General features: G+C 62.3%; 13 protein-coding genes. 10 read left to right on the top strand and 3 right to left on the bottom strand.

Features of this window, described 5'->3' with window-relative positions:
• The 4 genes from ACOVQ0_RS07415 to ACOVQ0_RS07400 form a co-directional block, all read left to right on the top strand.
• On the top strand, positions 1-1,020 hold a 1,020-nt coding region (locus ACOVQ0_RS07415), incomplete at its 5' end, for a 2-oxoacid:ferredoxin oxidoreductase subunit beta (RefSeq protein WP_421882264.1).
• An 82-nt stretch (positions 1,021-1,102) separates the two neighbouring features.
• Positions 1,103-2,074, top strand: a complete 972-nt coding sequence (locus ACOVQ0_RS07410; protein WP_421882262.1) for a metal-dependent hydrolase — start codon at positions 1,103-1,105, stop codon at positions 2,072-2,074.
• Positions 2,075-2,150: 76 nt separating this feature from the next.
• Positions 2,151-3,515, top strand: coding sequence for a cryptochrome/photolyase family protein (locus tag ACOVQ0_RS07405; protein WP_421882260.1), 1,365 nt, complete (start codon positions 2,151-2,153; stop codon positions 3,513-3,515).
• A gap of 37 nt (positions 3,516-3,552) precedes the next feature.
• On the top strand, positions 3,553-4,824 hold the full coding sequence (locus tag ACOVQ0_RS07400) for a class I SAM-dependent methyltransferase (RefSeq protein ID WP_421882256.1): 1,272 nt from the start codon (positions 3,553-3,555) through the stop codon (positions 4,822-4,824).
• On the opposite strand, the gene ACOVQ0_RS07395 is transcribed toward ACOVQ0_RS07400, so the two are convergent.
• From ACOVQ0_RS07395 to purF, 3 genes are all read right to left on the bottom strand, one after another.
• Positions 4,811-5,164: a PilZ domain-containing protein gene (locus ACOVQ0_RS07395; protein WP_421882252.1), complete on the bottom strand. Its 354-nt coding sequence runs from the start codon at positions 5,162-5,164 to the stop codon at positions 4,811-4,813. The two genes, ACOVQ0_RS07400 and ACOVQ0_RS07395, sit on opposite strands and share 14 nt — an antisense overlap.
• A gap of 96 nt (positions 5,165-5,260) precedes the next feature.
• Positions 5,261-5,968 carry an SDR family NAD(P)-dependent oxidoreductase gene (locus ACOVQ0_RS07390; RefSeq protein ID WP_421882248.1) on the bottom strand — a complete coding sequence of 236 codons (708 nt, stop codon included), beginning with the start codon at positions 5,966-5,968 and terminating at the stop codon, positions 5,261-5,263.
• A gap of 1 nt (position 5,969) precedes the next feature.
• On the bottom strand, positions 5,970-7,460 hold the full coding sequence (gene purF / locus ACOVQ0_RS07385; RefSeq protein ID WP_421882245.1) for an amidophosphoribosyltransferase: 1,491 nt from the start codon (positions 7,458-7,460) through the stop codon (positions 5,970-5,972).
• A 166-nt stretch (positions 7,461-7,626) separates the two neighbouring features.
• On the opposite strand from purF, the gene ACOVQ0_RS07380 reads away from it, so the two are divergent.
• From ACOVQ0_RS07380 to ACOVQ0_RS07355, 6 genes are all read left to right on the top strand, one after another.
• Complete coding sequence (locus ACOVQ0_RS07380) at positions 7,627-8,565, top strand: MASE1 domain-containing protein (protein WP_421882242.1); 939 nt, start codon at positions 7,627-7,629, stop codon at positions 8,563-8,565.
• A gap of 123 nt (positions 8,566-8,688) precedes the next feature.
• Positions 8,689-9,930, top strand: coding sequence for a lipoprotein-releasing ABC transporter permease subunit (locus tag ACOVQ0_RS07375; RefSeq protein WP_421882239.1), 1,242 nt, complete (start codon positions 8,689-8,691; stop codon positions 9,928-9,930).
• Complete coding sequence (locus ACOVQ0_RS07370; protein ID WP_421882236.1) at positions 9,923-10,612, top strand: ABC transporter ATP-binding protein; 690 nt, start codon at positions 9,923-9,925, stop codon at positions 10,610-10,612. Before ACOVQ0_RS07375 ends, ACOVQ0_RS07370 begins: the two co-directional genes overlap by 8 nt.
• A 50-nt stretch (positions 10,613-10,662) precedes the next feature.
• The gene (locus ACOVQ0_RS07365) at positions 10,663-10,926 is read left to right on the top strand and encodes a hypothetical protein (RefSeq protein ID WP_421882234.1); all 264 of its coding nucleotides are present in this window, start codon (positions 10,663-10,665) and stop codon (positions 10,924-10,926) included.
• 82 nt (positions 10,927-11,008) lie between these two features.
• Complete coding sequence (locus ACOVQ0_RS07360) at positions 11,009-11,497, top strand: glutathione peroxidase (RefSeq protein ID WP_421882231.1); 489 nt, start codon at positions 11,009-11,011, stop codon at positions 11,495-11,497.
• 73 nt (positions 11,498-11,570) lie between these two features.
• Positions 11,571-12,468 (top strand): PHP domain-containing protein (locus ACOVQ0_RS07355; RefSeq protein ID WP_421882228.1); only part of this gene is annotated, 898 nt, incomplete at its 3' end.

Here is a 12,468-nt window from a genome sequence, read left to right as displayed (position 1 = left end):
ACGCTCAAGGACTGGGAAACCGACCAGGAAGTCCGCTGGTGCCCCGGCTGCGGTGACTACGCAATCCTCAAGGCGGTGCAGCGCACGCTGCCGGAGATCGGCGCTGATCCCGCGAACACCGTGTTCGTATCGGGGATCGGCTGCTCCAGTCGCTTTCCGTATTATGTGGAAAGCTATGGCTTCCACACGATCCACGGTCGCGCGCCCGCTTTCGCCACTGGCATCAAGCTGGCCAACCCAGACCTCGACGTGTGGCTGGTGACAGGCGATGGCGACGGCATGTCGATCGGCGGCAATCACACCATGCACATCCTGCGTCGCAACGTGAACGTGCAGATCCTGTTGTTCAACAACGAAATCTACGGCCTGACCAAAGGCCAGTTCTCGCCGACCAGCCGCGAAGGCACCAATTCGCCAACCTCGCCATTGGGATCGGTTGACCGTCCGGCTCTGCCTTGTGCTTTCGCGCTGGGCTCTGGCGCGCGCTTCATCGCGCGGGCCTATGACGTATCGAAGAACCTGCCTGCGGTGCTCAAGGCGGCCCATGCCCACAAGGGCGCGGCGTTCGTGGAAATCTTTCAGAACTGCATCGTCTACAACAAGGACCGCTTCGACGATTTCGTCGCCAAGGGCGTGGCGGACCAGAACCAGCTTTGGCTGGCCGATGGTGAGCCGATGCTGTTCGGTTCGGAAAAGTCGGGCGGCGTAAAAGGCATTGCGCTCGATATGGAGACGCTGAGCCTCAAGGTTGTCGACGTGGTCGATGGCGATTGGCAGGCTGCGGGCGTGATCGTCCACAACGTCAAGAACCGCGCCATCGCCCACATGCTCGTGGAAATGCCGTTCGGTCCGTTCCCGATGGCGCTGGGTGTGATCTACGATGACGCGCGCCCAAGCTATGAAGATGTGCTGCTGGGGCAGGATGAACAGGCGCGCAAGGGCAAGGACGCCAACCTCGCCAAACTCCTCGGCAAGGGCCAGACCTGGACCGTCAGCGGCACAGCGGCCGATCCGGTCTGACGACACTGCTCTATCCACATTCGCAAGGCCGCAAGAACGCGACTATGTCGCGCTCTTGCGGCCTTTTGCGTGAGATAAAAACATGGACAATCTGACGCACAGCCTCGTGGGCTGGGCGCTCGCCGAAACAGGCCTCAAGAACCGCACCCGCAAAGGGCTTGGGGCTTGTGTGCTGGCAGCGAACATGCCGGATATTGATGTGTTTTTCGGCTGGGTGCCGTGGGCACCGCTCGCGATGCACCGGGGTTTTACGCACGGACTGGTCGGCGGCGTGCTGGTGATGCCACTGATGCTGGCGGGGTTACTCTGGCTGCTCGACCGCTGGCAGGGGGCGAGGGGGCGTATCTCCGATGGCGCGCCGCCGATGCGCTTCGGTTGGCTGGTTACGCTATGTTACGTCGGTGCGTTGACTCATCCGCTGCTCGATCTGCAGAACGTCTATGCGGTGCAACTGATGTCGCCGCTCAGCGACCGCTGGTTCCACACCGATGGGCTGTTCATCGTTTCGCCGTGGCTTCTGGCATTCCTTGGGCTGGGTATCTGGATGGCGTGGCGTAAGGGGAAGGGCGCGCCAGCTATTGCAGCGCTCGTGGCAGCGTTTGCCTTTATCCTCACCAACATCGGCATTTCGCGGATGGCCGGGGATGCCCTGCGCATGTCCACGCCCTATCCTGTGCCGGATCGGGTATTTGCCTCGCCTGAGCCGTTGTTCTTCTGGCGGCGCGAAATGCTCTGGCGACAGGACGGCCTGATTGGCCGCGCACAATATGATCCGCTGCGTAGCCTTGCGACGGTCCATGATCACCAACCGCTGCTGGCAGACAGGATGGCTGATCAACTCGTCAGGCGAGCCGCGATCGCCACGCACGATGTGCGCGATTTCCTTGCATGGTCGCAGATGCCCTTTGCCATGATCGAACGACGCAAATGCGCCGTGACGGTGACGTTTGGCGATGCGCGTTTTGCCGCACCATCCATGCGCGAAAACTTCAATGTCAGCGCGATGATCGCCTTGAATGCAGCGGAATGCGCGGCGACCAGCGCAACCCGCTGACATTCCAACGCACCCTGTCCAAAGGGGCATGTCGGCAAGGGTGGAAAGCCGGGCGGCGAGTGGCCAATGTAGCTCTATGTCCGATCCCGTCATTGTCTGGTTCCGTCGCGACCTTCGTCTTGCCGATCAGGCCGCTTTGCTGGCTGCTGCGGCGGAAGGGCCGGTAATTCCGGTCTATGTGCTGGACGACGAAACCCCCAAGCACCGCCGCATGGGTGCTGCATCGCGCTGGTGGCTGCACCACAGTCTTGCCAGTCTCGACAGGGATCTGCGCCAGCGCGGTTCGCGCCTGATACTGCGCCGTGGCAAATGCCATGAAGAGCTGGCGGCGATCCGGCGAGAGACGAGCGCGCGTATCGTCCATGCCTTGCACCATTACGAACCGTGGTGGCGCAATGCCGAAAAGGCGGTGGGAAAGTCCCTGCGGCTGGAACTGCACCACGGCAACTACCTTGCCCCCGCAGGCACAGTTCTGACCGGCGGTGGGGCGCCTTACAAGATTTACACCCCGTTCTGGAAAGCGCTGAAAGAGCGGATGCCGCCTCCACCGCCAAGCGCTGCGCCAGACACGCTCTCTCCACCGCCAACATGGCCGAAGAGCGACGAGCTGGACGACTGGGCGCTGCTGCCGACCAAGCCCGATTGGGCTGGCGGAATGCGCGAGGAATGGGCACCCGGTGAAGCAGGCGCGCTGGCGCGTCTTGAAGACTTCGCGGATCGCGCCCAGCGTTATGGTGAGTGCCGCAATCTGCCCTCGGTCGAAGGCACATCGCGCCTTTCGCCTCATCTCCACTTCGGCGAGATATCGCCCGCCACCATCTGGCACCACGTGGCCGATTCAGGCGGTTCGGTCGATGTGTTCCTCGGTGAAATCGGCTGGCGCGATTATGCGCAGAACGTGATCCTGCAATTCCCCGATTACGGCACCAAAAACGCGCGCGAAGCATATGACGGACTGCAATGGCGCGATGCCCCATCCGATCTGAAAGCCTGGCAGCAAGGCCGCACCGGCTACCCCATCGTCGACGCCGGAATGCGCGAACTGTGGCATACCGGCTGGATGCACAACCGCGTGCGCATGATAGCCGCCAGCTTTCTGGTAAAGCACTTGCTGATCGACTGGCGCGAGGGGGAGCGCTGGTTCTGGGATACGCTCGTCGATGCGGACTATGGATTGAACGCGGTCAACTGGCAGTGGACGGCAGGCACGGGCGTTGATTCGAACATGTTCGTGCGGATCATGGCCCCGCTCACCCAATCGCCCAAATTCGATGCGGCAAACTATATCCGCCAGTGGGTGCCGGAACTGGCGCATCTGTCCGATGGCGATATCCACGATCCCGTATTCCCCCCAAAGGGTTATCCCGCCAAGATCGTGCCCCATGCAGAGGCGCGCCATCGCGCGCTTACGGCGCATGATGTGATGAAAGCTGCCGGTTGACCTTGCAGGTTCCGCTACCGGTCGACATATCGGCACCATGAACGCACAGACGCCAACGAGGGGAGGGCATCTGGTTGCCGGAGGGTGGAACATGTCCGCCGTCGGCCGCCGGTTGGCGCACCTTTTTTCCGGTTCCTTCAGCAAGGTTGTCGACCGGATCGATCGAGGCCTCGTCAACGGCACGATCCATGCCACGCTGCCCGATGGATCGCAGCGCAGTGTTGGTGGGCGGGGCGAAGGACCGGTCGCGCGCATTCATCTGAAAAGCTGGAATGCGCTGATCCGGCTCGGCACCGCAGGTTCAATCGGCTGGTATGAAGCGTGGGTCGCAGATGAATGGGATAGCCCTGATCCTGTGCCGATCTTCGACCTGTTCATGCGCAACGCCACCACGCTGGGCGATGTGGGTCGCGCCAAAGGGCCGTGGCGTCTGGCCGGTCGCGCGCTCAACTTCTTGCGCAAGAACTCCAAGGCGCAGGCCCGCCGCAACATCGCCGCGCACTATGATCTCGGCAACGATTTCTACCACCAGTGGCTCGATGAAACGATGAGCTATTCCAGCGCCTTGTGGCAGGGCATCGCCCCCGATGCGCCGCTGGCCGAGGCGCAGGCCAACAAGGTCGATCGTCTGGGCGCGCGCCTGCATCTTTCACCAGGCAGCGATGTGCTGGAGATCGGTTGCGGCTGGGGCTATCTCGCCCGGCGCTTTGCGGAAACCACCGGGGCTAAGGTCACCGGCATCAGCCTGTCTGACGAGCAGCTGGAATGGGCGCGTCGTGAGCTGGCCGCATCAGGCCTTTCGGGCATCGAATACCGCCATCAGGACTATCGCGACGTTACCGGCCAATACGACGCCATTGCCAGCGTGGAGATGGTCGAGGCGGTGGGGCGTGAATATTGGCCGTCCTATTTCGATTGTCTTGCCCGCTGCCTCAAACCGGGTGGGCGCGCAGCGCTGCAATACATCACCATCCGCGATGATCTGTTTGATGCCTATGCTGCCAGCGCCGATTTCATTCAGGCCTATGTCTTTCCCGGCGGGCTGCTGATCAGCGAGCGTGAATTTGCCCGGCTGGCGCAGGAGCGTGGCCTGACGTGGCAGGATCGTGAGGACTTCGGACTCGATTATGCCCGCACGCTCAAAATGTGGCGCGATGCGCTCGACCGGGCAGTGGACGAGGGGCGCTTGCCACACGGCTTCGACCGCCGCTTTCTCGATCTCTGGCGCTACTACCTGATGTATTGCGAAGGTGGCTTCCGTGGTGGTGGCATCAACGTCAGCCAGATCACGCTGGTCAAACCCGCCTGAACGGCCCGTCGCCGCGGTAGCGTGCAAGGATGTTGTCGTGAACCATCGGGCTGAGCAGGTTGGTGAAGGCGCAGCCTACGCGGCCAGCGTCCCACCACACGACCTCCGCCTGCAGGCTTTGCATTCCGGGTAAGGTCAACCAACAGCGGTTGCCGGGTGCCAGATGCTGCAAGGCATTGGCGCAAAAGCCGCCAAGGCCAAGATCGAGGATCACGGTCTGGAAACCCGGAGAGCCTGATGGGCGCAGCGTGGCCGGGATATTCACACGCTGGCGATTGGCGCTGCGATCTTCCAGCGCCGCCTGCGCATAGATATCGGTGTTCCAGTCCGTCGCAGTCATGCAGGGCGTCCTTGACCCATTGGCGTCATATGCCTGTCGGAAAAGGCTCCGGCAGGCTGACGTCAAGAATCGCCGCTGATTGTTAAGACCGGATAATCAATCCTGGTTAACGCGGATACGGTGTGGGCTGGCAAACTGTTCACCAAGAAGCGCAACCACGGCGTCAGCCACCGCTTCCGGGGGCTTCACGCTTTCAGGATTTTCGCCCGGATAGGCCTTGGCGCGCATCTTGGTGCGCGTGGCGCCCGGATCAACCACGGCAACGCGGATCGAAGCGGTGTTGCGCACTTCCTGCGCATAGCAATTGAGCAGGGTGTCAAACGCCGCCTTGGATGCACCATAGGCACCCCAATAGGCACGCGGCGCAGCGCCCACGCTGCTGGTAACGCCAATCACGCGCGCGTCCTTGCTCTTGCGCAGCATCCCGTCGAACCCGGCAAGCAGGGCCTGCGTCGCCAGCACGTTCAGCGTCAGCGCCTGATTGAATTCGCGCGGATCGATCTGCCACACCGGGGTCAGCGTGGGGAAGGCGGCGGCATTGATGACCAGCACGTCAAGCGCGGTCCATCGCCCGGATATGGCGGTGGCAAGGCGCGCTATGCTGTCAGGCTCGGCAAGATCGACCGGGGCGATGGTGGCACTGCCGCCCGCCTCGAAAATCTCTTCCTCGATCTTTTCCAGATCCTTGGCGTTGCGCGCCACCAGCACAACGTGGGCGCCCGCCGCAGCCAGCGCCTTGGCGGTTGCCGCGCCAATGCCGCGGCTTGCGCCGGTCACCAGCGCAACCTGCCCGCTCATGTCCATGTCAGGCAACCTTTCCGACCGGCAGCGAAAGCTGGTCGGGATTGTCGCGCTGGGCAAGATCGGTCAGCCGGGTCGGATATTCGCCAGTGAAGCAGGCATCGCAATACTGCGGGCACGACTTCTTGCGCTCAGCCTCGCCCACCGCACGATAAAGACCGTCGATGGAAACGAAGGCCAGACTGTCGGCATGGATGAAGTCCGCCATCGCCTGCACATCCATGCGCGCGGCCAGCAGTTTCGACCGTTCGGGTGTGTCCACGCCATAGAAGCACGAATGTTCGGTCGGCGGGCTGGCGATGCGCATGTGCACTTCGGCAGCGCCAGCATCGCGCATCATCTGCACGATCTTGAGGCTGGTGGTGCCGCGCACGATCGAATCATCGATCAGCACGATACGCTTGCCTGCCACCAGTGCACGGTTGGCGTTGTGCTTGCGCTTCACGTCAGCATTGCGCGCACCATCCGAAGGCTGGATGAACGTGCGGCCGACATAGTGCGAACGGATGATGCCAAGTTCGAACGGCGTGCCCGATTGCTGCGCATAGCCGAGCGCGGCGGGAACACCGCTGTCGGGCACGGGAATCACCAGATCGGCATCAGCCGGGCTTTCGATCGCCAGTTGCGCGCCAATGGCCTTGCGGACCTGATAGACCGAATTGCCGCCCATGATCGAATCGGGGCGGCTGAAATAGACGTGCTCGAAGATGCACGGGCGTGCGTCCGGCGTTCCGAAGGGACGATGTGTGCTGAGCTTTCCGTCAAGATCGACCTGAATCAGTTCGCCCGGCTCAACCTCGCGCACGAAGTCGGCGCCCACCACGTCGAGCGCCACGGTTTCGCTGGCGAAGACCACGGCATCGCCGATCTTGCCCATCACCAGCGGACGGATGCCAAGCGGGTCGCGGCAGGCGATCATGCCCTGCGGCGTCATGCAGATCAGCGAATAGGCGCCTTCGACCAGACGCAGCGCATCCACGAACCGGTCCAGCAGGGTCGGGTAGCGGCTGGTGGCGACGAGGTGGATGATCACCTCGGTGTCGGATGTCGACTGGAAGATCGCGCCCTTGCGCACCAGATCGCGCTTCAGGAACATCGCGTTCGAGATGTTGCCATTGTGCGCGATGGCGAAGCCGCCAGAGGCCAGATCAGCGAACAGGGGCTGCACGTTTCGCACGCCTGCCCCGCCGGTGGTGGAATAGCGAACGTGGCCCGAAGCCATCATTCCCGGCAGTTCGGCCAGTGCCGATCCGCTGGAGAAGTTTGCCGCGACATGGCCGATGCCCTTGCGCGAATAGAACTCTTGCCCGTCAAAGCTGGTAATGCCGACAGCTTCCTGCCCGCGATGCTGCAAGGCATGAAGGCCCAGCGCCACTGTCGCCGCAGCGTCACGGACGCCGAGTACGCCGAAGATGCCGCACTCTTCGCGCAGCTTGTCGTCATCGCCCCCAATATCCCAAGGGGCAGCGTCGAAAAGATCGTTATGTGAGGTCATGGGTCCCGTGGACTCGCGTGGACGCAAGCGCGTCGGCCAAAGCTGGCGCCCAAATGGCGACGTTTGCCCTCGAAGGCAAGGGTTAGGTTTGGACAATGCGCGCAGAACGGTCCTGCGCGGGGACATGTCTGCAAATTCTTAACCAAAATCATTCAGATAGTGGCTCATGCGCATCGCTCGCCTTCTTGCATGTCCTGCCGGGGTATCACTCACCTATTTTGCGCTAGCCGCAGGCTCCATCGCGTTCGGCAGGTTTACCGGCGGTGTGGCGATGGCGTGGATTGCCAGCGCTGTTCTGGCAGGAAGGTTGCTCCATCTGCCCGAACATCGCTGGATGCCCTGGCTTGTCGGCAGTGGTATTGCGAGTTTCATTGCGACAGGGCTGTGGGGCTTCGGATGGCTCGCAGCATTTCCCTTTGCGATCATCAATATCCTCGAAGCCATCGGCGCAGCCATCATCTGGCGACGTATCACCAAGGCGTTCTGGCCATACGAAACGCTGGAATGGATCGCATCGTTCTATGTCGGGATCGGGCTGACGATTCCGCTGCTTTCTGGGGGGGCTGCGGCGTCTACCGCTTGGGTGGTTCACGGCCAGCCGGTGATCGATAACTTCACGCGCTGGATCATCGGCCATTCGCTCGGTCTGCTGGCATGCCTGCCGGTGTTTCACTTCATCTACGGACGGTTGGGGCGAGGCCGCAGCTTTCTGCCTCCGCGCGATATGCTGCCGCTGACCGCGCTGGTCGTCGGCACCTTCGTTCTGCTTACGGTAACCGTGTTCTCGCTGGATATGCGCGCGCTGCTGGTCTTCCCGCTGGTCTACCTTGTGGTGTGTTCGGCAACCGTGCCCAGCGCGATCCTTACCCAATTGCCATTGCTGCTGATCATGATCGGTGGCGGGATGACCGTGGCCGGGATGGGGCCGATTGCCGGGATGGATTGGCCGATGGGTGACCGTGTCCAGTTCTTCCAGCTCTATATCGGCGTCACCGTCCTCACTTCGTTGCCACTGCAATGCGAACGCGCCAAACGCGTGCTGGAAATGCGCAAGATGCGCGCACGTATCGTGGAACTTGAAAACCAGAGCCAGGCAGTGTTCTGAAATTGGCTGCGCTTGGCGCCTCGCATTCGGGCCATTGCCGTTTTTGCCGCTGCACCCTACATCCGCAGCCGCCTGCGCCGTTTCCTGCGTGGTTCAGGCGAACCGTTTCCAAAGGGCTGCTGCTTGATCCTCTCCCCCTTCGAATGGACCATCGCCAAGCGCTACATGCTGCCGGGCCGGGGAGAGGCGTTCATCGCCCTCGTCGCCGGTATCAGCCTTGTCGCGGTCATGCTTGGCGTTGCCGCGCTTGTTATCGTGATGAGCGTGATGAACGGCTTCCGCGCCGAACTGCTCGACAAGATCGTGGGCTTGAATGGTCACGCCATTATTCAGGCCTACGGCGGAAGGCTGGACAACTGGCAGGATATCCTGAAGCGGGTGGAGGCCACGCCCGGCGTAACCCATGCCTCGCCGCTGATCGAACAACCGCTGCTGGCCAGCTTCAACGGCCGTGTCGAAGCGGTGCTGGTGCGCGGCAACACCGATGGCGACATCAAAAGGCTTGAGGACAAGCGCGTGGATGGCGTGATCGCCTCGCTGCGCCCGGCATCGGGCAACATCGCCCTTGGTTCACGCCTCGCCCAGAACCTTGGTGCACGGGTGGGCGATACCATTACCATCATCAACCCGCAGGGCCGCTCTACCCCGTTCGGCACTGTCCCGCGTGAAATCGGCTATGTCGTGGCAGCCATCTTCGAGGTCGGCGTCTATGATTACGACAACGCCTATGTCGTCATGCCCATCGCCGATGCGCAGACACTGCTGCTCACTGGCGATTCCATCGGCATGATTGAGGTCACGACCACCAACGCCGACACCGTTTCACAAACACTGGCTCCGATTACCAAGGAACTGGAAGGCACCGCTGTCGTCACCGACTGGAAGACGATCAACGCCAGCCTGTTCGAAGCTCTGGCGGTAGAGCGCGTGGCGATGTTCATCGTGCTGTCGATTATCGTGCTGGTGGCCGTGTTCAACATCCTGTCGTCGCTGATCATGCTGGTCCGCGCCAAGACGCGCGACATCGCGATCCTGCGCACGATGGGGGCAACGCGCAAAAGCCTGCTGAAGATCTTCGTGACCATCGGTTTCGTGATCGGCGCGATGGGCACGCTTTCGGGCCTCGGCCTTGGCTTCGTGTTCCTGTTCTTCCGCCAGCCCATCGTCAACGCGATCCAATGGGTTACAGGCCAGAACCTGTGGGACCCCTCGATCCGCTTCCTCACCGAACTGCCAAGCCGTTCCGACCCGGTAGAGATCACCACGATCTGCCTGATGGCGCTGCTGTTCTCCTTCCTCGCCACGCTCTACCCGGCACTCAAGGCCGCGAGCACGGACCCCGTTCAGGTGCTGCGTTATGAGTGATCCAGTAGCCAAAAACCCAGTGGTGCGCCTCAAAGACCTGCGCCGTTCGTTCAGCCAGGGCGGCGTCACCATCGACGTGTTGCGCGGCGTGAATCTCGATATCCGTCCTGGTGAAATCGTCGCGCTGCTCGGCCCCTCCGGCTCCGGCAAATCGACGATGCTGCAAGCCATCGGCCTGCTCGAAGGCGGCTTTTCCGGTTTGATCGAGATCGCGGGCACGAATGCGTCGGAACTGTCAGGCGATGATCGCACCACGCTGCGCCGCGATCACCTTGGTTTCGTCTATCAGTTCCACCACCTCCTGCCCGACTTCAACGCCATCGAGAACGTGGTCCTGCCGCAGATGGTGGCCGGAAAGCCGCGCATAGAAGCAGAGGCGCGCGCCACCGAACTGCTGACCGCGCTCGGCCTCGCCAAGCGTCTCGACCACCGGCCCAGCCAGCTTTCGGGCGGCGAACAGCAGCGCGTGGCCGTCGCGCGCGCGCTCGCCAACCGGCCTGAAATGGTGCTGGCTGATGAACCCACGGGCAATCTTGATGAAGCCACGGCGGATCGCGTGCTGGAAGAGTTCCTCAAACTCGTGCGCGGAGAAGGCAGCGCCGCGCTGATCGCCACGCACAACGAACGGCTCGCCCAGCGCATGGATCGTGTCGTTCGCCTGCACGAAGGCGTGCTGGAATAGGGAAACAACATCACCTTCGCGCGTTTCACCGGGCAAAGGAGATCGTACCCATGAACACCACGATCCGCGCCGAAGCTCCTGATAGGGCTTCCTTCTGGACCGACCACGCCACTGTCCTGCGCCGCGAGGCTGCCGATGGTGTATTCCACGGCTTCGCCACGCTGCATTCGGGCAGCTTCGCCGATATGGTCCGCCTCGTTGCGCGAATGCCGGAAAGCGAGCGCGCGAACCTCGTGATCGAAAAGAGCGGCGACCGCCAGTACAACCCCGCAGAGATTGCGGCGCTTCGCACGCGGGGCGACTTTCCCGCCTGACGCGAAACCGCATGTTTACACGCTTGAACGCCCCCGCACGTCATGAGACGTTGCGGGGGCAATTGCATTGGGGAGCGCCTGCATGATTGAACCTGTCACCATTGCCGATTTCAAGGTGAAGAAGCCCAATGGCGAGCAGATCGATCTGGCCGACAAGAAGGGCAAAGTCCTGCTGGTGGTCAACACCGCGTCCAAATGCGGCTTCACGCCCCAGTACGACGGGTTGGAAAAGCTGTGGCAGGACTACGGCGGCAAAGGCTTCGAAGTTCTCGCCTTTCCCTGCAACCAGTTCGGCGCGCAAGAACCCGGCACGGCGGACGAGATCGAAAGCTTCTGCAAGGTCAACTTCGGCCTCAGCTTCCCGCTCATGGCCAAGATCGAGGTCAACGGCGACAACGCCGACCCGCTCTATGAATGGCTGAAGAAGGAAGCCCCCGGCGTGCTTGGCACCAAGGGCATCAAGTGGAACTTCACCAAATTCCTGATCGACCGCGATGGCAGGGTGGTGCGGCGTTACGCGCCGACGGACAAGCCGGAGAGCATTGCGAAAGATATTGAGAAGCTGCTCTGAAACTGTCGATAAGGTTCACGCAAAAAGGCCGCGCCTCTCGCAAGTGCGCGGCCTTTTTCCTACTTTGACTGCCATGCCCCACGCCCCCTTCGTCCCGCTCCGCATCTTCTCGTCCTACACGATGCTGGATGGCGCGATCGATCCGAAGGCCATCGCCAAGACGGCGGCCGAACGTGGATTTCCCGCCGCAGCCATCACCGACCGCAACGGCCTTTACGGCAGTGTCGCCTATGCCAAGGCGTGCAAGGATATGGGCGTGCAGCCGGTCATCGGCACGATGCTTGCCGTCGCCCGGCCAGAACGGGAAGGGGCCGCCACCGGTTTCGGCCCCGCGGCCCCGACGATTGACTGGCTGGCGCTTTATGCGCAGGATTCCACTGGATACGACAATCTCTGCCATCTCGTCAGCCGCGCGCATCTGGATCGCCCGCTGGAATTCGATGCGCATGTCGTGCTGGCAGACCTTGTGGGCCACACCGATGGCCTGATCTGCCTGACCGCCGCCGGTGAGGGCGCGCTGGTGCGATTGCTTGCAGGCCAGCAGCAAGCCGCGGCAGAAGCCTATCTCGACCGGCTTCAGGAACTCTTCCCCCAGCGCCTCTACATCGAAGTCGCCCGCCGCAACGATGCGCAGGAAGAAGCTGCCGAAGAAGCGTTGATCGATCTGGCCTACGCCCGCGATCTTCCGCTCGTCGCCACCAACCCGGCCTGCTTTGCCGAACGCACGTTCTACGATGCGCACGATGCCATGCTGTGCATCGCCAGTTCCACCCACGTCGATAGCGCCGATCGTCCGCGGTCCGGCAAGGAATGGTGGATCAAGCCTGCCGAGGTCATGGAAGAACTGTTCAAGGATCTTCCCGAAGCGCTCGCCAACACGCTCGTCGTGGGGGCGCGCGGCGCCGGCATGCCCCCCAAACCCCAACCCATCCAGCCCCCCCCGGCGGGGGTTACGGTAGGCGACGCCCCGA

Origin of the sequence: Novosphingobium sp. (genome assembly GCF_049240505.1) — a bacterium.
GTDB lineage: Bacteria > Pseudomonadota > Alphaproteobacteria > Sphingomonadales > Sphingomonadaceae > Novosphingobium.
This window is presented reverse-complemented; position numbering and strand designations above follow the sequence as displayed.

Excerpts from the sequence above, each read along its gene's own strand:
- ACOVQ0_RS07410 (WP_421882262.1), top strand. The coding sequence starts at position 1,103 with ATGGACAATCTGACGCACAGCCTCGTGGGCTGGGCGCTCGCCGAAACA.
- ACOVQ0_RS07405 (WP_421882260.1), top strand. The coding sequence starts at position 2,151 with ATGTCCGATCCCGTCATTGTCTGGTTCCGTCGCGACCTTCGTCTTGCC.
- ACOVQ0_RS07400 (WP_421882256.1), top strand. The coding sequence starts at position 3,553 with ATGAACGCACAGACGCCAACGAGGGGAGGGCATCTGGTTGCCGGAGGG.
- ACOVQ0_RS07395 (WP_421882252.1), bottom strand. The coding sequence starts at position 5,164 with ATGACTGCGACGGACTGGAACACCGATATCTATGCGCAGGCGGCGCTG.
- ACOVQ0_RS07390 (WP_421882248.1), bottom strand. The coding sequence starts at position 5,968 with ATGGACATGAGCGGGCAGGTTGCGCTGGTGACCGGCGCAAGCCGCGGC.
- purF (WP_421882245.1), bottom strand. The coding sequence starts at position 7,460 with ATGACCTCACATAACGATCTTTTCGACGCTGCCCCTTGGGATATTGGG.
- ACOVQ0_RS07380 (WP_421882242.1), top strand. The coding sequence starts at position 7,627 with ATGCGCATCGCTCGCCTTCTTGCATGTCCTGCCGGGGTATCACTCACC.
- ACOVQ0_RS07370 (WP_421882236.1), top strand. The coding sequence starts at position 9,923 with ATGAGTGATCCAGTAGCCAAAAACCCAGTGGTGCGCCTCAAAGACCTG.
- ACOVQ0_RS07365 (WP_421882234.1), top strand. The coding sequence starts at position 10,663 with ATGAACACCACGATCCGCGCCGAAGCTCCTGATAGGGCTTCCTTCTGG.
- ACOVQ0_RS07360 (WP_421882231.1), top strand. The coding sequence starts at position 11,009 with ATGATTGAACCTGTCACCATTGCCGATTTCAAGGTGAAGAAGCCCAAT.